This window comes from Pseudolabrys taiwanensis (assembly GCF_003367395.1).
Lineage (GTDB): Bacteria > Pseudomonadota > Alphaproteobacteria > Rhizobiales > Xanthobacteraceae > Pseudolabrys > Pseudolabrys taiwanensis.
The window spans coordinates 4991639-5007927 of the sequence record NZ_CP031417.1 but is presented as its reverse complement, the minus strand read 5'-3'; the positions used below and the strand labels follow the sequence as shown (position 1 = coordinate 5007927).

At 64.6% G+C, this 16289-nt stretch carries 21 protein-coding genes; 9 read left to right on the top strand and 12 right to left on the bottom strand.

Features of this window, described 5'->3' with window-relative positions; translation table 11 throughout:
• Positions 1–299: 299 nt before the first annotated feature.
• Positions 300–722 (bottom strand): hypothetical protein, encoded by a 423-nt coding sequence (locus DW352_RS23825; RefSeq protein ID WP_162827168.1) that lies wholly within the window; start codon positions 720–722, stop codon positions 300–302.
• A 236-nt stretch (positions 723–958) separates the two neighbouring features.
• On the opposite strand from DW352_RS23825, the gene DW352_RS23820 reads away from it, so the two are divergent.
• Complete coding sequence (locus DW352_RS23820) at positions 959–1234, top strand: hypothetical protein (RefSeq protein WP_115693658.1); 276 nt, start codon at positions 959–961, stop codon at positions 1232–1234.
• Between the two features lie 104 nt (positions 1235–1338).
• On the top strand, positions 1339–1476 hold the full coding sequence (locus DW352_RS27110; protein WP_170153530.1) for a hypothetical protein: 138 nt from the start codon (positions 1339–1341) through the stop codon (positions 1474–1476).
• A gap of 1 nt (position 1477) precedes the next feature.
• On the opposite strand, the gene DW352_RS23815 is transcribed toward DW352_RS27110, so the two are convergent.
• Positions 1478–1849: a hypothetical protein gene (locus tag DW352_RS23815; RefSeq protein WP_115693657.1), complete on the bottom strand. Its 372-nt coding sequence runs from the start codon at positions 1847–1849 to the stop codon at positions 1478–1480.
• 167 nt (positions 1850–2016) lie between these two features.
• Here DW352_RS23815 and DW352_RS26990 point away from each other — a divergent pair, with 167 nt between their 5' ends.
• From DW352_RS26990 to DW352_RS23805, 3 genes are all read left to right on the top strand, one after another.
• Positions 2017–2175, top strand: a complete 159-nt coding sequence (locus DW352_RS26990; protein WP_162827167.1) for a hypothetical protein — start codon at positions 2017–2019, stop codon at positions 2173–2175.
• A 148-nt stretch (positions 2176–2323) separates the two neighbouring features.
• Positions 2324–3193: a hypothetical protein gene (locus DW352_RS23810; RefSeq protein WP_162827166.1), complete on the top strand. Its 870-nt coding sequence runs from the start codon at positions 2324–2326 to the stop codon at positions 3191–3193.
• Between the two features lie 84 nt (positions 3194–3277).
• The gene (locus DW352_RS23805; protein ID WP_162827165.1) at positions 3278–3820 is read left to right on the top strand and encodes a hypothetical protein; all 543 of its coding nucleotides are present in this window, start codon (positions 3278–3280) and stop codon (positions 3818–3820) included.
• 89 nt (positions 3821–3909) lie between these two features.
• Here DW352_RS23805 and DW352_RS26985 read toward each other — a convergent pair whose 3' ends face one another.
• The 4 genes from DW352_RS26985 to DW352_RS23790 all read right to left on the bottom strand — a co-directional run bounded on the left by DW352_RS26985 (position 3910) and on the right by DW352_RS23790 (position 5255).
• Positions 3910–4074 (bottom strand): hypothetical protein, encoded by a 165-nt coding sequence (locus DW352_RS26985; RefSeq protein ID WP_162827164.1) that lies wholly within the window; start codon positions 4072–4074, stop codon positions 3910–3912.
• Positions 4075–4186: 112 nt separating this feature from the next.
• Positions 4187–4456, bottom strand: coding sequence for a hypothetical protein (locus DW352_RS23800; RefSeq protein ID WP_115693654.1), 270 nt, complete (start codon positions 4454–4456; stop codon positions 4187–4189).
• A 161-nt stretch (positions 4457–4617) separates the two neighbouring features.
• Entirely contained in the window at positions 4618–5010 is a 393-nt protein-coding gene (locus DW352_RS23795; protein WP_115693653.1) for a DUF1236 domain-containing protein, read from the bottom strand.
• Between the two features lie 86 nt (positions 5011–5096).
• A complete protein-coding gene (locus DW352_RS23790) occupies positions 5097–5255 on the bottom strand; it encodes a DUF3072 domain-containing protein (RefSeq protein ID WP_162827163.1) in 159 nt (52 codons plus the stop codon).
• A gap of 199 nt (positions 5256–5454) precedes the next feature.
• Here DW352_RS23790 and DW352_RS23785 point away from each other — a divergent pair, with 199 nt between their 5' ends.
• Positions 5455–5910 (top strand): hypothetical protein, encoded by a 456-nt coding sequence (locus tag DW352_RS23785; protein ID WP_162827162.1) that lies wholly within the window; start codon positions 5455–5457, stop codon positions 5908–5910.
• 4 nt (positions 5911–5914) lie between these two features.
• Here the strand turns inward: DW352_RS23785 and DW352_RS23780 are convergent, their stop codons facing one another.
• From DW352_RS23780 to DW352_RS23755, 6 genes are all read right to left on the bottom strand, one after another.
• Positions 5915–6397 (bottom strand): MaoC family dehydratase, encoded by a 483-nt coding sequence (locus tag DW352_RS23780; RefSeq protein WP_115693650.1) that lies wholly within the window; start codon positions 6395–6397, stop codon positions 5915–5917.
• Complete coding sequence (locus DW352_RS23775; protein WP_115693649.1) at positions 6394–6861, bottom strand: MaoC family dehydratase; 468 nt, start codon at positions 6859–6861, stop codon at positions 6394–6396. The genes DW352_RS23780 and DW352_RS23775 overlap by 4 nt, the downstream gene beginning before the upstream one ends.
• A 53-nt stretch (positions 6862–6914) precedes the next feature.
• The gene (gene ychF, locus DW352_RS23770; RefSeq protein ID WP_115693648.1) at positions 6915–8021 is read right to left on the bottom strand and encodes a redox-regulated ATPase YchF; all 1107 of its coding nucleotides are present in this window, start codon (positions 8019–8021) and stop codon (positions 6915–6917) included.
• A 30-nt stretch (positions 8022–8051) separates the two neighbouring features.
• On the bottom strand, positions 8052–8663 hold the full coding sequence (gene pth / locus DW352_RS23765; RefSeq protein ID WP_115693647.1) for an aminoacyl-tRNA hydrolase: 612 nt from the start codon (positions 8661–8663) through the stop codon (positions 8052–8054).
• A 39-nt stretch (positions 8664–8702) separates the two neighbouring features.
• Positions 8703–9416: a 50S ribosomal protein L25/general stress protein Ctc gene (locus DW352_RS23760; RefSeq protein WP_115694580.1), complete on the bottom strand. Its 714-nt coding sequence runs from the start codon at positions 9414–9416 to the stop codon at positions 8703–8705.
• 354 nt (positions 9417–9770) lie between these two features.
• Positions 9771–10076, bottom strand: a complete 306-nt coding sequence (locus tag DW352_RS23755) for an accessory factor UbiK family protein (protein WP_115693646.1) — start codon at positions 10074–10076, stop codon at positions 9771–9773.
• Between the two features lie 131 nt (positions 10077–10207).
• On the opposite strand from DW352_RS23755, the gene DW352_RS23750 reads away from it, so the two are divergent.
• From DW352_RS23750 to DW352_RS23740, 3 genes are all read left to right on the top strand, one after another.
• Positions 10208–14197 (top strand): ATP-binding protein, encoded by a 3990-nt coding sequence (locus tag DW352_RS23750; RefSeq protein ID WP_245434232.1) that lies wholly within the window; start codon positions 10208–10210, stop codon positions 14195–14197.
• 139 nt (positions 14198–14336) lie between these two features.
• Positions 14337–15158, top strand: coding sequence for a prolipoprotein diacylglyceryl transferase (gene lgt / locus DW352_RS23745; RefSeq protein ID WP_115694579.1), 822 nt, complete (start codon positions 14337–14339; stop codon positions 15156–15158).
• Positions 15158–16255, top strand: coding sequence for a class I SAM-dependent methyltransferase (locus DW352_RS23740; protein ID WP_115693644.1), 1098 nt, complete (start codon positions 15158–15160; stop codon positions 16253–16255). Before lgt ends, DW352_RS23740 begins: the two co-directional genes overlap by 1 nt.
• Positions 16256–16289 lie beyond the last annotated feature (34 nt).

Below are 16289 nucleotides of genomic sequence, written 5' to 3'. Positions count from 1 at the left end.
TCGCCCGGGAAGGCGAACATCGTTGGTCTGCGACAGTTTGACGAGCCCGGGCTAACGCCGCGTTAAAGGGTTCCGCCCGGTCTGGCCGGCTGCGGACGCGCTCAATTGCGGGTTAATGGGGGGATGGGATCTCGCGTTAAGAAGTGCTGAAGACGCAGCTGTCGGCTTCGCTGCGCCGGGACCCATGGCACCGTGCGTGGGTGCCACCAACGGAAAACGGCACCATGGGTCCCTCGCCTCGGCGGGGCGGACGGTGACTCGTGGACAAGGTCCGGATCTCTGCTTCCGGCACCCTCCGGTCAGATCGTCTCGCCCTCGCCCTCCATCACCGCGTACTGCACAAGTCCGGACACCGGCTGCCAGCCGCTGCCGTTGAAACCAGCCACCACATTGATGCGCACGACCTGCACCAGCTTGTCCGCGACGGGCTTGGAATCGAGTGTCGCGTCCCGCATGAATGCGATCGCGGCGAGACCGCAGGCGTGCGGATCCTTGGCCTCGTCGTTGACTGCCGCCATCGCCTTGTCGGGCGCCGAACCTTGCGCGCGCAACGCCACGAAACGCTCGGCCTGCTGGGAAGTATTGCAGATCATGCCGACGCCGACGGCTGTATCGTGGTCCGCCACCGGAGCTGCGTCGGCACGTGCCATGCCACTCAGTACCAACGCCGCCGCAGCCGCCCCGATGAAAATCCGGTGGGAAAAGCCCGATGTACCGCGCATCCTGTGCTCCGCATGTTTTGCGCCATCCCGCATCCGGCCAACGCGCGGCCTGCACGGTGGTTCGCCCCTGCGCACGGGTTTGTGAGCGGCGGGTCACAGATTCGCCTTGAAGGAACGCGCTGTGGAAGCGCATCACACCCGCATTTCGCATTCGCACCCAAGCGGCGGCCATGCCATAAATCCGCCGCGCCACCTTCGAGCAACCTCGTCATAACGACTGACCGGAAATTACAACGATGACGCCGTCCCGCCTTTTCATCCGCCATGGCTTCACCGCGCTTGCACTCGTCCTCGGCACTGCGCTGCTCGCCGGCTGCGAGACCACCGCCCCCGGCGCCACGCCGGCCGCCACGGCTCAGGCCGAACCGCCGATGACGCATGCGCGCGCTGCAGAACTCTGCTGGATGAGCACGGAGAAAGGCGCCGGCAGCATGAACCTCGATAAGCGCGCCGACGTCGTCGACAAATGCATCGACGACAAGATGAAAGGCGCACCAGCGCCCAAATCATAAGCGCGGAAGACGCGGAGTTTACGCCGAATTTATATCGGCCTCTTGCCGGACGGGTGCGACTGGCTCACCATTGCCTCCTCATTCGATTCCTCATGGAGGTCATCATGGCGAAAGGCCAGACGCGTCCGGCAAAGGAAAAGAAGAAGCCGAAGGCGGACAAGGACAAGCCCAAGCACATGTCCGCCTACAAACTCAGCCAGCAAAGCACGCCGTCCATGACGGCGGCACCTAAGAAGTCCTGACCTATCGCTCGATCATACCACCGCGGTTGAGGCTCTCGTCGGGCAACTCGGCCGCGGCTTTGGCCAGTTCGAGACAGGTCAAGAGTTCGACATAGCTGGGCGAGCCACCGAGCGACGACAGACGCACGCAGTGGCCGCGCTGGTTTACGTTGTAGTGACTCCAGTCCTGCTTCAGTTTGTCGAGGGCCGTGTTCTCATCGGCCGTGCACGCCTTCTCGTCGCGGCTGGCGGTGACAGCGGCCGTCGCGGCCGCCTTGCAGCTCGGCCCAATGTTGAACCGGGGGACCTCGTCGGCAGCCGGCGCGACTTGGGTGCCGGCCAACATCAGCGCGCCGGCGATAAGGGCCGGCCGCAACGCAGACAACGCGGGCATGGTTTCCTCCTTCGGAAATGGTCGCTGTACTAATACACAGTCGCGGGAACTGGTTGCAGTCCCCGCCACCGCGGCGCCGCATTTGGGGGCAAGAAACCCCGCCCCACAGCATGAACCTTCAAGCCTCTTCGGCCGACCCATGCGAGATGGTTGGGGAGGAGAGTGTCGTGCTCAAACGTTTCTTAGTCGCTCTCGCGATTTTCGTGGGCCTTATCGTTCCTGGCGCCTTGATGATGGCGCTGCTCGCCGCCTCGGCCTATCCGGCGCCGGCGGATGCCGACGATGGCTATGCGGTCAATCGCGTCCTCGCCGAGCGCAGCCGATAGACCGGCGTCCCCCGCGCACGCCGCCTTATTGATCACGACCAAAGCCTAGGCTCCCCTGGCGCAAATTTGCGCACGCGTTTTCACACGTTTGCCCCAGTTCCGTGGCAAGGCTGACTTATTCGGGCAACTGGTAAGGGAAATGGGGAACATGGGCCTGCGCTCCTGCGCTCGGTTGGCGACAGTTGTGCTCGCGCTCGGTGCCGCGCCCGTCGCGGCGCAAGAGCAGAGTGTCCAGTTCGACGCCGCAGAACAATCCGCCCCACTCGGTGCTGACGAGAGCGCGTTGCTTGGCCGCGCGCTGCAATACGATCCTGCGACGCTTGGCGACGCGTCCGGCAAGTCGCTCAAGGTGCCGACGCTGAAGCGCGACAAAACCTTCGATATCAGCCGCGCCAGCGCGGAGCCCGATGGTTCCGGGACGGTCGTCGTGCGCCAGACCCTGTCGCCGGAATGGGGCGCCAAAGTCGGCGCCGACCTCAATCTCTCCGGCAGCAATCCCGTTAGCTATCAGCCGCAAGCCCCGCTCGACGCCTACAGCCGCCGGACCGGCGGCGGCGCGGCCTGGGCTTCCATCGACGTGACCGATGCCGCGACCATCGACGCGCGTGTCGATCCGAACAACGACCAGGGCCGGCTCGCCGGAACCGTGAAGCATTCGATGCCGGTCGGGAGCGCATTATCCGTCACCGTGCAGAACAGCCTTTCGGTCACCGACACCTACGGCACACAAGGCCCCTCGGCCCCGGCCGGACTGCCGATGATGGCGCTGCCGCAAGACAGCGGCAGCGGCCGATCGCAGGTGTTCGGCAACGAGCAGGCGGTGAAGTTCAACGTGGTGCCGACGGGAACGACGCTCGCGGCCGCGCTTGCCTCGACGTCCGACGATCCGGTCACGCACAACACGTTCAGCGCGTCGCAGAAGCTGCTCGGCCCGCTGTCGGTGACGACCAGCGTCAGCGATGTCGGCCAAGCCACGGTGAACAAGAGCATCAGCGCCGGCTTCAAGCTGAATTGGTGAGAGGGTTAGCCGTCTCTTAACGGCTTAAATCATCCACCGCGCCCCGCTCGCGCCATTCCCCTGCCCCATCGCTGCCCAAGTCGCATGCGGCAATCCACATGCGACGACCGGTCAACGCGCAGTGATTGCGCCTTCTGTAGGAGTGAGAGAATGACGGCCATCAATCGGCTTGGCGAGGGGGAAAAGGCGGGCGCCGAAAAGTCCGGGCCCGAGAAATACGCTCCTCCGGATAGACGCCCACCCGAAAAGCTCGGCGACGTCGATCAGGCCGCGGCGAATGCTTTCGAAGGTGAGATCCGCGAGTTTGTCCGCCGCGACATCGCATTCCTGCGCCGTCCGCGCGAGGAAGGAGACGCACAACAGGATCAGCCGGTGGCAGAGAACTTGAACGCACTCATCCGCCGCGTCTCCGGCGCGTCGATGGACGAGATCGACCGCGTGATCACCGAACTGCAGAGCGTGCGCGAAATGCTGCGGGCCGAAGGCGAGCGGGTGAACCGTGAAATCGCCGGCTATGCGAGCTTGAGCCATGCGGCGATGACAGCGATGAAGGTCATCGGCGACAGCCTCACGCAATGGAAGGCCGCGCCGAACAAGCAACCCCGTCCAGCCCGGCCGGCCGAATAAGCGTTTAATGGGGTGAGGGAAGCCATCGCCGGCCGTTGTCGGCGGTGGCTTTTTTTTGCCGGCAACGCGATCGAGACAACGGCCGCCGCTCAGCGAACCGATGACGCGGCAACGGTGCTGATGGGCATGCTGTCTTCGAGCTGCAGGCGGCCACTCAAGTGATCGCTGATCACCCACGCGCCGACCGACGCTACCATGATGGTCGCCATGCCCAGCATCAGACCGATCATTCCCAAAGCAGTTCTATCGGCCATGTGCCGGCTTCCATTCCATGAGCTTGCCCTTCAAGCGGCCAAATAACGCGAGGACGGGCGCGGTGTTCCCACCGCCGCATCGCGGACGATTCATTTTCACGGAAATGTCAGATTAGTTGGCCGCGGCCTTGGCCGGCTTAGCCGCCTTGCGCGGCAAGGGATAATCTTCGCTCTCGTAAAGCTCGCGGATGCCGTTGCCGTCGAACCGGCGCTCTTCCACCTCGAGATAGGCACCGAGCAGCAATTCCGCCGGCAATTCCTCCATGGCGAAACGGATCGCTTCGGCGGCGGTCGGAAAACGCTTGTAGCCCATCGGGCGGCGAGATTTGCGGCTGCGGCTGGGAAAGAGTTCAGACGGCGCCCGATAATTAATGATCGCCATAACGCTACTCCTCAGCAGACACTATGCGCCGAGGCCGGAAAATCCACCACACGCATGACGTGTAGCGCGCAAACAGCGCGACAATGCTGCTTTTTAGAGCACATAAGAAAGCCGGCCCGGCGGGGTGCCGGACCGGCTTTCATGGACGATACGCGCGCGGATCAGTCGGCCAGTTCTTCCACCACTTCGCTGGTGGTCGGGTCGACGAGCACAACCCGATTATTCACGGTCATGTATTTGTAACGGCGGATCGCGGGCACTTCGACCGCTACCGATTCCGGCACGCTATAGAGTTCGACGTTGGCAGGCACCCGCGTACCGACGCTATACTCGACTGTCGGGGCCGGCGCCGGCGCGGCACGCTCGCGCACGATGGTGCGATACACCGTATGACGCTGGACCGGCGTCAGCGTCAGCGGCTCCTCGGTAACCACCGTCCGTCGCTCCACGGGTTCACGCGTGATGACGGTGGTCTGCGCATAAGCTGTTGTCACACTTGCGGCGAGCGCGGTCGCAGCCGCGGCCAAGATCGCCTTTTGGCGAAACTGTGTCATGAGTTCCTCTCCTGCCTGTTTCCCTGCGAACGACCTGCAACGCGGTGCCTTGTCTGATCGTTCCTCATGGATTGAACCGGAGTTCCTCACGCAGTGTGCGGCGGCTCGCTCATCAGCTTAAGTTTGGCTCTAAGGACAGTGATGCGGCGCGCCGCTTCCGTCTGTGTCAGCGCGCGGCTGAACGCTTCCGGCTCCCGCGCATCTTTCGACAGTTCGCGCAGAGTCCGCTCCTGATCCTCGCTCATGGGCGCATCCGCACCGGTGCTCAGGATGGCGTCAGGCCCGCCTTTGGTTGAATCCGATGTGGTCATGGTCGTTCAACGACAGCGGCCGATATCGGGTTCCATGCTGAAAATGCGAGTCGTTTGAATCGTTTAGCGTGAGCCGGCGCATTCGCCGCCTCGACATAACGACCCGACCACCCATCGCAACGCGAAGTTTTACGTGCGGCGCCGCGTCAGTTGCGGTACGCCTGATGCAGGCAACCGATTCGCCCAAGGCTCAACGATGATTCTGAAATCGATTTTCGGATTGTCGCTTGTGTTGCATGCGTCTCTCGACTCCCAAGTTTCCCTGAAGATCGACCACGGTGCGTGGCAGCAGCTTTCCGCCCCACAACGCGAAGCCGCGCTGTTGCCCGCCGTGCAGCGCGCGACCGATTGCATCGTTCAGAAGTTCGTGGGCGACCCACGTTATCGCGCCGACTTACGGGCCGACGAGGTCAACGACTTGATCGTCGATTCGATTGCCGGTTGCGGCCCGACGGTCCGCGCGATGATCGATGCCCATGATCGCATCTACGGTGCCGGCTCGGGCGAAGCCTTCCTGCTCGGACCTTATCTCGACGTATTACCGTCGGCGGTCGTGCATCAAGTCAAAGCAAGGGCGCCCGCCCACTGAGCGCTCAGGGCATGTCCGGCCGTCGTTGCACGAACACCGTGCTGACGAACGAGATCACGCGTTCGCCTTTCTGATTGTCGCCGCTCGCGAACGACACGACGAGACCGGACTCCGGCCGGCTCTGCGATATCCGCGTCTCGATCACCTCGGCGCGATACGCGATGGTGTCGCCGGCGTACACGGGCTTCAGCCATTTCAGTTCGCGGAAGCCAGCCGCGGGACCCCATTGCGCCACCGGCTCACCACGGATGATCGCCGCTTCCGCCTCGCGGCGGCGCTGATCGGCCGCGAGGCGCATCCACATCGACGCCGTATGCCAGCCGGACGCGCAAAGCGCGCCAAAATGCGAGCGCGCCGCCTCTTCCTCATCGATATGAAAGCGCTGCGGATCGAAACGATGCGCGAACGACTTGATATCGTCGGGCGTGAAGGTGTAGCGGCCGAGTTCGTCAACGTCACCGACCAGCACGTCCTCGAAGAACTTCATGCCGCTGTCCCCGGCACACGCCGCAAGACCATCAGCGGCGTGGTGATTGTGGTCAGCACCGTGTCGGTCTCGTCGATCATCTCGAACAGATAGTTCACGAAGCCGCGGTCGGGCCGGCTGTTGGAGGCACGCTTGTCGACAATGGTCGCGCGCAGACGCACCTGCGTGCCTGGCCGCAGCGGCTTGAGCCAGCGCACCTCGTCGACTCCGGGAGACCCCATCGACGCCGCGTCCAGCACGAAACCGTCACAGATCATGCGCATGGTCAGCGCACAGGCGTGCCAGCCCGAAGCGGCAAGTCCGCCAAGGAGGGTCGCGCTCGCCGCGACTTCGTCGAGATGCATCGGCTGCGGATCGAACTCGGCAGCGAAGGCGATGATCTCTTCGCGGGTCACCAGCCGGGGGCCGTAAACGGCGACGGCACCCGGCTCGAAGTCTTCGAAATACAGTTTGGGCTCCGGCATGCCGCTATCATTTCGCAAAGCGGGCGGCCGCGTAAAGCCTCTTTTTCGTCGGCTCAGTTCGCGAAGCGGAAATGCATCACGTCGCCGTCGGCCACGACATAGTCCTTGCCCTCGAGGCGCATCTTGCCCGCGTCGCGGGCCCCGGCTTCGCCATTGAGCGCGACATAGTCGTCGCAGCTGATGGTCTCGGCGCGGATGAACCCTTTCTCGAAGTCGGTATGGATGACGCCGGCGGCCTGCGGCGCCTTGGTGCCTTTGGTGATGGTCCAGGCGCGCGTCTCTTTCGGGCCGACGGTGAAGTAGGTCACCAAGTGCAGGAGCGCGTAGCCGGCGCGGATAAGACGATCGAGACCGGTCTCCTTGAGGCCGACCGCCTCCAGATATTCGGCGCGTTCTTCCGCCGGCAGCGTGGCGATTTCGGATTCGATCTTGGCCGAGATGACGACGCTCACGGCGCCCTCTTCCTTCGCCCGCGCTTCGACGCGCTTGGAGAATTCGTTGCCGGTGGCCGCCGCGCCTTCGTCGACGTTGCACGCGTAAAGCACCGGCGCGGAGGTCAAAAGGCCGAGCGAGTGGAAAAGCTTTTCTTCTTCGGGCTTGCGTTCGACCATACGCGCCGGCTTGCCGTCGCGCAGCAGCACCAGCGAGCGCTTGACGAGGTCGAGCATCTCCTTGGCGACTTTCGCATCTTCGCCGGAGCCCTTGGCCTTCTTCTCGAGATTGTCGACGCGCTTTTCGAGGCTTTCGAGATCGGCGAGCATCAGCTCGGTCTCGATGGTCTCGATGTCGGCGATAGGATCGACCTTGCCCTCGACGTGCGTGACGTCGGAATCCTCGAAGCAGCGCACGACGTGCACGATGGCGTCGACCTCGCGAATATTGGCGAGGAACTTGTTGCCGAGCCCTTCGCCCTTCGACGCGCCGCGCACGAGACCGGCGATGTCGACGAAGGTGATGCGTGTCGGGATGATCTGCTCGGACTTGGCGATGGACGCCAGCTTTTCCATGCGCGGATCCGGCACCGCGATCTCGCCGACATTCGGCTCGATGGTGCAGAAGGGATAGTTGGCCGCTTGCGCCGCCGCCGTCTGCGTCAGCGCGTTGAAGAGCGTCGACTTGCCGACATTCGGCAGGCCGACAATGCCGCATTTGAATCCCATGAGAACTTCCGCGTCGTCTCGTTGCTTAATTCATCGATCGGAGCCGGCCGGCTCCTTCTCCTCGCCGAAGCCTTTCGCGACCATGGCGAGGTGCACTTTGTTCTGGAACGTCGAGTCCTTGCCGTCGGCAATGAGATCGGCGTTGTCGGCGATGATGTCGCACAGCGCCTCCACCCAGGGCTTCTCGCTCTTGGCGAAGTCGCTGAGCACGTGCTGCGGCACGAGCTCCTTTTGTTGAGGCTTGCCGACGCCGATACGCACGCGCTTGTAGTCGTTGCCGACATGGGCCGTGATCGAGCGCAGACCGTTGTGACCGGCGACGCCGCCGCCCACTTTCACGCGCAGCTTGGACGGCGGCAAATCGACCTCGTCATGAAAAACAACGATGTCGCCGACGCCGATCTTGTGGAAGCGCGCGGCTTCCTGCACCGCGCGTCCGGACTCGTTCATATAGGTGCCGGGCAACAGCAGCATTACGCGCTGGCGCGCGATGCTGCCCTCGACGGCAAGGCCCTGAAATTTGCGGCGGAACGGGCCGATGTCATGGCGGCGGGCAATCGCCTCGACCGCCATGAAACCGATGTTATGCCGATTGCCGGCGTAGCGCGGGCCAGGATTGCCGAGACCGACGAACAGCAGCATGGCGTCGCCGCCCTCTCACGCAATCCCCGGCCCAACGCCTCACTTCTTGCCAGCGCCACCCGCGGCCGGAGCCGCAGCCGGAGCGCCACCCGCGGCGGGAGCAGCACCACCGGCCGGCGCAGCACCGGCGGCAGGAGCCGCAGCAGCGGCAGCGGCCGCGTCGGCGGCAGCCTTCTGCTCTTCGGCGTAACCCGACGGCGGCACGATCGTGACCAGCGTGATGTCGCCGTGCGCGATCACCTTCACGCTCGGCGGCAGCTGCACGTCGGACAGATGCTTCGAATGGCTGATCTCGAGATCGCCGATGTCGACCTCGATCGCACCCGGAATCGCGTCGGCCGGGCACATCACTTCCACCGTGTGCGTCACGATGTTGACCGCACCACCGCGCTTCACGCCCGGCGAGGTTTCGCCGTTGCGCACGTGCACCGGGATGTTAACGCGGATCGAGGCGCCTTCGGCGACGCGGAGGAAGTCCACGTGCATCGGGAGATCCTTGATCGCGTCGAGCTGGAAGTCGCGCGGGATCACGCGATGCTTGGTACCGTCCACCTCGAGATGGAACAGGGTGGTCAGGAAGCGCCCCGCATAAATGCGCTTGCGCAGTTCGTCGTGCTCGATGAGCACCATCATCGGGGGCTTGTTGTCGCCATAAACCACGCCCGGCACTTTGCCGGAGTAACGTGCTGCCCGGCTGGCCCCCTTGCCAGCTTTCGGGCGCAACGTCGCCTTCATCTCTTGGACGTTCGCCATTTCGGTATCCTCGTTAAGCCAATGGAAAAAGGCGGCTTTTTCGGCCGCCCGCGAACGCGGCAAGCCTCCAGGGGTGCCGGGGGCCGCGTTTCGGCCGGGGTTATAGCGGCGGGGGCCCGAAAGGGCAAGGAAAGCGGGGCTTCTGCTCCCCTCCCCCGCGAGCCCTTGCGCAACCGAAGTCGGGCCTGCCCGAGTTCGGCGCTAAATGCGGTCGAAGTCGGGTAGACCCGACTTCGACGTTGGGGAGGGGTCGGGGTTGGGGGCTCTTACGCCGCAGCCCCCCACCCCAGTCCGTCATCGCAAGCGCTGGCGAACCGATCCTCCCCACCGCTTCGCGGGGGAGGGTAAGGAAGATTACTTCCCGAGCGGCGGGGTGCTCGGCGGCTCGGCCGCCGTCTCGACCTTGGCCTTTTTACCGCCCTTGGCCTCAAGGGCCTCGATGCGGGCCTTCAGCGCTTCGTTCTCCTCGCGGGCGAGGCGCGCCATTTCCTTGACCGCCTCGAACTCCTCGCGCTGAACCACATCAAGCTCGCGCAGAATGCGCTCGGCCTGGGCCCGAAAGAGGGTATCGAACTCGCGCCGCACGCCCTGCGCGACACCGGCGGCGTCGTTCATCAGGCGCGCCATCTCGTCGAACAGGCGATTATTGGTCTGCGTCATGAACCCCTCCGCACAATTGCTGGCAGGACAATGGCGAGCCCCGCGCGTGATCGCAAGGGGTGCCGAGCGCGGGAGGGAACCCTCTGATGCAAGCCGAGTTTAACCGCTTGGCGTATTGGATGGGGGTTGGGGTGAGAGATATCAGCGACTCGGCTCCGGCAGCTTTCGACGGCCATGCCGCGCCGTCGCGGGCGGACGGCGGCGGGCCGGACGGGAAGTTCGACTTCCTCGCCGGCGGCGGTGAACTCGGCGCGCGCATGCGCGATTTCGATTGGGCGTCGACGCCGCTCGGGCCGCCGGAGAACTGGCCGCAAAGCCTGAAGATCTCCATCCGCATCATGCTGACATCGCGCCAGCCGATCTGGGTCGGCTGGGGACCCGATCTGATCTTTTTCTACAACGATCCCTACAAATCGATCATCGGCGGCAAACATCCCTGGGCGCTGGGCCGGCCGACCAAGGAAGTCTGGAGCGAGATCTGGGCCGATATCGGTCCGATGCTGGCGACCGCTCTCGGCGGCGACCAGGGCACCTATGTCGAGTCGCAGCTCCTGATGATGGAGCGCCACGGCTATCCCGAAGAAACCTATTACACGTTCTCGTACAGCCCGGTGCCGAACGAGGCCGGCGGCGTCGGCGGCATCATCTGCGCCAACAGCGACGACACCCAGCGCGTCATCGGCGAGCGCCAGCTCGCCCTTCTGCGCCACCTCGCCGCCGAAGCAAGCACCGCGCGCAATTGGCGCGACGCCTGCACTGCCAGCGCGCGGGCGCTGTCGACCAACACGCGCGACCTTCCCTTCGCCATGATCTATCTGGCCGAGCCCGACAGCCCGGTTCTCTCCCTCGTCGGCACGAGCGGGATAGAGCTGGGCCATCCGGCCGCGCCGCGAGAATTCTCGACCAGCGGCGCGGCGCTGTGGCCGATCAACGAGGCTATCCGGACGCACGACGTTCAGATCGTCAGGGATCTGTCGGTGCTTAACCTCGGCCAATTGCCTAAGGGGCCGTGGCCGCAGTCGCCCGCGCAGGCGGCGGTCATCCCGCTGCTGCCGACGGGCGACACAGGCCGGCTCGGTGCGTTGGTCGTCGGCCTCAATCCGTTTCGGCTTTTCGACGAGAACTATCGGAGCTTTCTGAGCTTGGCCGCGGGCCAGATCAGCGCCGCCGTTGCCAATGCTCAAGCTTACGAGGAGGAGCGGCGCCGTTCCGAAGCACTCGCCGAACTGGACCGGGCCAAGACCACGTTCTTCTCGAACGTCAGCCACGAATTCCGCACGCCGTTGACGCTGATGCTGGCCCCGATCGAGGACGCCCTCAACGACGACAGCGGACATGCCTTGAGCGATGTGCAGAAGGAGCGCATCGAACTCGCGCATCGCAACAGCCTGCGTCTGCTCAAACTGGTGAACTCGCTGCTTGATTTCTCGCGCATCGAGGCTGGGCGCGTCGAAGCGAGTTACGAGCCCACCGACCTGGCGCGGCTCACTTCGGCGCTCGCATCGAATTTCCGCTCGGCGACGGAGAGGGCCGGACTGACGCTGAACATCGATTGCGAGCCCCTGCCGCAGCCGGTCTTCGTCGACCGCGACATGTGGGAAAAGATCGTCCTGAATCTCGTCTCGAACGCGTTCAAATTCACCTTTCATGGCGAGATCGCCGTATCGCTGCGCACCGCGGACGATGCCGTCATTCTCACCGTCCGCGATAGCGGCGTCGGCATCCCCTCACACGAGTTGCCGAAATTGTTCGAGCGCTTCCATCGCGTCGAAGGCCAAAGGGGTCGTTCCTTCGAAGGTTCGGGCATCGGTCTGGCACTCGTGCAGGAATTGGTGAAACTGCATGGCGGCGCCATCAATGTGGAAAGCACGGTCGACGTCGGCACGGCCTTCCACGTGTCCATTCCGTTCGGCAGCGCGCATCTTCCCGGCGACCGCGTCGCGGCGCCGAAAACGCGGGCGCTCACGTCGTTGCGCGCCGAAGCCTATGTCGAGGAAGCGTTGCGCTGGCTGCCGAACAGCGGCGACGGCCTCGAGCAAATCGGCAGCGACGGCGAAGAAGACGACCTGCTGCTCGCGCTACGCGACGACGGCGTCCGGCGTATCGTCGTCGCCGACGACAATAGCGACATGCGGGATTACATCTTCCGGCTGCTTGGCAAACGCTGGGATGTCGAGGCGGTGGCCGATGGCGCCGCAGCCCTCGACGTCATCAAGCGGCAAAAGCCGGATCTCGTTCTCAGCGACGTCATGATGCCGAGCATGGACGGCTTCGGTCTGTTGCGTGAGATCCGCTCCAACCCGCAATGGCGCGATATTCCGGTCATCCTGTTGTCCGCGCGCGCCGGCGAGGAAGCGCGCGTCGAAGGCCTGGAGGCCGGAGCCGACGACTATCTGACGAAACCGTTTTCGGCGCGCGAATTGATCGCGCGCATCAATTCGAATCTCAAACTCGCGCGGCTACGGCAGGAGACCACACGCGGACTGCGCGAAAGCGAAGAACGCTTTCGCAACATGGCCGATCATGCGCCGATCATGATGTGGGTCAGCGATGCCGACGGCGCCTGCAATTATTTCAACCGCGTCTGGTACGAGTTCACCGGTTTCACGGCGGAGCAGGCGCTGGGCTTCGGCGCGTTCGATGCCGTCCACCCCGAAGATCGCGGCGCGCTGGAGGAAAACTATCGCGTCGTGCACAAGGACCACACGCTCTTCCACCGCGAATTGCGTCTGCGGCGAAGCGACGGCGTCTATCGCTGGGTCCTCACCGCCGCAGCGCCGCGGTTCGACGGGGACGGCGGCTTCGTCGGCTACATCGGCTCCATCGTGGACATCACGGACCGCAAGGAGGCCGAGGCCGTCCTGCAGCAGGCGAACGACGATCTGGAGAAACGCGTCGCAGCCGCGCTCGCCGAGCACGCTGAAACGGCGGCGCAGTTGCACCAGGCGCAGAAAATGGAAGCCGTCGGCAAGCTGACCGGCGGCGTCGCGCACGATTTCAACAACGTGCTGCAAATCATCGGCGGCAACCTCCAGCTCCTGCGCAAAGACGTTGCCGGCAATCTGCGCGCCGTGCAGCGGCTGCAGATGGCGCTCGACGGCGTCATGCGCGGATCGAAGCTTGCGTCCCAGCTCCTCGCCTTCGGCCGCCGCCAGCCGCTCGCGCCGAAGGTCGTCAATCTTGGACGGTTGATCCGCGGCGTCGACGACATGCTGCGCCGCGCGCTCGGCGAAGGCATCGAAATCGAGACCATCGTCGCCGGCGGCCTCTGGAATACCTTCGTCGATTCAATGCAGGTCGAAAACGCCTTGCTGAATCTCGCAATCAATGCGCGCGATGCCATGAACGGTCAGGGCAAGCTCACCATCGAGATCGTGAACGCCCAGCTCGACGACGGTTATGCCGCCCGCCACCCCGACGTGGTGCCGGGGCAATATGTGATGCTGGCGGTGACCGATACCGGCGAGGGCATTGCGCCCGACGTCATCGACCGCGTGTTCGAGCCGTTCTTCACCACCAAGCGCGAGGGCCAGGGCACCGGCCTTGGCCTCAGCATGGTCTACGGCTTCGTCAAGCAGTCCGGCGGTCACATCAAAATCTACAGCGAGCCAAGCCAGGGCACGACCGTGCGCCTCTATCTGCCGCGCGCAAAGGAGAAGGAGGACATCCCGGTCGATACCGACACCGGCCCCCTCTCCGGCGGCAGCGAAACGATCCTGGTCGTCGAGGACGACGAAGACCTGCGGACGACCGTCGTCGACATGCTGTCCGAGCTCGGCTACCGGGTGCTGAGGGCAAAGGACGCGGTCAGCGCCCTGGCCATCGTCGAAAGCGGCGCCCCGATCGATTTGCTCTTCACCGACGTTGTCATGCCGGGGACCATGCGCAGCCCCGAACTCGCCCGCAAGGCGCGGGAGCGCCTGCCGGGTATCGCGGTGCTGTACACCTCGGGCTATTCCGAGAATGCGATCGTGCACGGCGGACGGCTCGATGAAGGCGTCGACCTGCTGAGCAAGCCGTATACGCGCGAGGCTCTCGACCGCAAACTGCGGCAATGCCTGCGCGATCAGCAAGCGCGCAACGTGACGGCCGAAGCAGGACGGCGGCCGCCCGGCGCCTAGCCCGAACAGCCTCGACGTTTGAGGAGAACGCCAAACCGGTCATCCCGCTGCAAGGCGGGGCATGCTACCAGTCGCCTATGGCGACTCTCTTACGGCGGCGCGCGGGGGCGCGCACCTGGCCGTGTATCCGGACTCCAGCATGCCCTTGCTCGTAATTCCCTACCCGACCTTCGACCCGGTGCTGATCCACATCGGCCCGCTCGCGATCCGCTGGTACGCGCTCGCCTACATCTTCGGCATTCTGATCGGCTGGGCCTATGCCCGCGTGCTCATCCGCTCGGAGCGGCTGTGGGGCGGCAAGGCGCCCTTTACGGTCGTCGTGTTCGACGACTTCGTGCTGTGGGTCACGTTCGGCATTATTCTCGGTGGCCGCATCGGCTACGTGCTCTTCTACAATCTGCCGTTTTTCGCCGCCCACCCGCTGGAGATCTTTCAGCTCTGGCAGGGCGGTATGTCCTTCCACGGCGGCTTCACCGGCTGCGTGCTGGCGGTGGTGCTGTTCGCCCGCAAGCGCGGCTTGTCGATTCTGTCGCTCGGTGACCTGACCTGCGCGGTCGGGCCGATCGGGCTATTCCTTGGCCGCATCGCCAACTTCATCAACGGCGAATTGTGGGGCCGCCCCGCCGACGTGCCGTGGGCCATGGTGTTTCCGACCGGCGGACCGATCCCGCGCCACCCGAGCCAGCTCTATGAGGCGACGCTCGAGGGTCTCGTCCTGTTCATCGCCCTCGCGGTGATGATCCGCATGGGCGCGCTCAAGCGCCCCGGCCTGATCGTCGGCGCTTTCGCCACGCTTTATGCGATCGCCCGCTCGACCTGCGAGTTCTTCCGCGAACCGGATGCGCAGCTCGGCTTTCTCTGGGGCGGCGCCACCATGGGCCAGTTGTTGTCGATTCCGCTGTTCATCGCCGGACTTGCCTTTATTGCTTACGCAATGAAGCATCCGGCGCGGAGCCCCTGATGACCGACCCAACGCCGCTCGAGATCGAAATTCGCCGCCGCATCAAGGCGGCCGGTCCGATGCCGGTCAACGAGTACATGGCGCTCTGCCTCAGCCATCCTCAGTACGGCTATTACACCACGCGCGATCCGCTCGGCGCCCGCGGCGATTTCGTCACCGCGCCGGAAATCAGCCAGATGTTCGGCGAGCTGATCGGACTATGGATGGCGGCGACCTGGAAGAAGATGGGCTCGCCGGAGAACGTCCGGCTGATCGAGCTCGGGCCCGGCCGCGGCACCTTGATGAAAGATGCGCTGCGCGCGCTCAACGTCATGCCGGGTCTGCGCGAAGCCGCCGTGGTGCATCTCGTCGAAATCAATCCGATCCTGCGCGTGCAGCAGGAGCGCACGCTGCAAGGCCCCGCGACGCCGATCTTCTGGCACGACACGCTCGAGGATGTGCCGCCCGGGCCGGGCATCATCGTCGCCAACGAATTCTTCGATGCGTTGCCGGTGTGCCAGGCCATCAAGACGGCGCGCGGCTGGCACGAGCGCTGCATCGATATTGATGCGGAGGGCAAGCTGGCCTTCTGTCACGCCGCCGATCCACTGCCAAAGTTCGAGACGATCCTGCCGAAGTCCGTGCGCGACGCGCCGGCCGATGCCATTTTCGAATGGCGCGATGAGCGCGCGGCCATGAGTCTCGGACGCCGTGTGGCCAAGAACGGCGGCGCTGCCCTGGTGATCGACTACGGCCATGCCGAAAGCGACGTCGGCGACACGCTGCAGGCGGTCGGCCGGCACGCATATGCCGATCCTCTGACGTCGCCGGGCGAGATCGATCTCACCGCGCATGTCGACTTCCAGGCCCTCAAGCGCGCGGTCGAGGCGATGGGGCCTGCCGGTTATGGGCCCATCGACCAGGGCGAGCTGTTGCGCCGCCTCGGCATCGAGACACGCGCGGCGCGATTGCGCGAGCGGGCGCAGCCGGGGGCCGCCGCGCAGATCGATTCGGCGCTGGAGCGGCTGACAGGCTACGGCCGCAGCCAGATGGGCGGCCTGTTCAAGGCTGTTGCCTTTGCGCCGAGGGCCCTCGGCGTGCCGCCCGCCTTCGACTGAGTGGCCGAAGCCCACCGCGACTCTTATATTGCGG

What these genes read in the sequence shown, in the direction of transcription:
- DW352_RS23825 (WP_162827168.1), bottom strand. Translation starts at nt 722, where the DNA reads ATGCGCGGTACATCGGGCTTTTCCCACCGGATTTTCATCGGGGCGGCT.
- DW352_RS23820 (WP_115693658.1), top strand. Translation starts at nt 959, where the DNA reads ATGACGCCGTCCCGCCTTTTCATCCGCCATGGCTTCACCGCGCTTGCA.
- DW352_RS27110 (WP_170153530.1), top strand. Translation starts at nt 1,339, where the DNA reads ATGGCGAAAGGCCAGACGCGTCCGGCAAAGGAAAAGAAGAAGCCGAAG.
- DW352_RS23815 (WP_115693657.1), bottom strand. Translation starts at nt 1,849, where the DNA reads ATGCCCGCGTTGTCTGCGTTGCGGCCGGCCCTTATCGCCGGCGCGCTG.
- DW352_RS23810 (WP_162827166.1), top strand. Translation starts at nt 2,324, where the DNA reads ATGGGCCTGCGCTCCTGCGCTCGGTTGGCGACAGTTGTGCTCGCGCTC.
- DW352_RS23805 (WP_162827165.1), top strand. Translation starts at nt 3,278, where the DNA reads ATGCGGCAATCCACATGCGACGACCGGTCAACGCGCAGTGATTGCGCC.
- DW352_RS26985 (WP_162827164.1), bottom strand. Translation starts at nt 4,074, where the DNA reads ATGGCCGATAGAACTGCTTTGGGAATGATCGGTCTGATGCTGGGCATG.
- DW352_RS23800 (WP_115693654.1), bottom strand. Translation starts at nt 4,456, where the DNA reads ATGGCGATCATTAATTATCGGGCGCCGTCTGAACTCTTTCCCAGCCGC.
- DW352_RS23795 (WP_115693653.1), bottom strand. Translation starts at nt 5,010, where the DNA reads ATGACACAGTTTCGCCAAAAGGCGATCTTGGCCGCGGCTGCGACCGCG.
- DW352_RS23790 (WP_162827163.1), bottom strand. Translation starts at nt 5,255, where the DNA reads ATGAGCGAGGATCAGGAGCGGACTCTGCGCGAACTGTCGAAAGATGCG.
- DW352_RS23780 (WP_115693650.1), bottom strand. Translation starts at nt 6,397, where the DNA reads ATGAAGTTCTTCGAGGACGTGCTGGTCGGTGACGTTGACGAACTCGGC.
- DW352_RS23775 (WP_115693649.1), bottom strand. Translation starts at nt 6,861, where the DNA reads ATGCCGGAGCCCAAACTGTATTTCGAAGACTTCGAGCCGGGTGCCGTC.
- ychF (WP_115693648.1), bottom strand. Translation starts at nt 8,021, where the DNA reads ATGGGATTCAAATGCGGCATTGTCGGCCTGCCGAATGTCGGCAAGTCG.
- pth (WP_115693647.1), bottom strand. Translation starts at nt 8,663, where the DNA reads ATGCTGCTGTTCGTCGGTCTCGGCAATCCTGGCCCGCGCTACGCCGGC.
- DW352_RS23760 (WP_115694580.1), bottom strand. Translation starts at nt 9,416, where the DNA reads ATGGCGAACGTCCAAGAGATGAAGGCGACGTTGCGCCCGAAAGCTGGC.
- DW352_RS23755 (WP_115693646.1), bottom strand. Translation starts at nt 10,076, where the DNA reads ATGACGCAGACCAATAATCGCCTGTTCGACGAGATGGCGCGCCTGATG.
- lgt (WP_115694579.1), top strand. Translation starts at nt 14,337, where the DNA reads ATGCCCTTGCTCGTAATTCCCTACCCGACCTTCGACCCGGTGCTGATC.
- DW352_RS23740 (WP_115693644.1), top strand. Translation starts at nt 15,158, where the DNA reads ATGACCGACCCAACGCCGCTCGAGATCGAAATTCGCCGCCGCATCAAG.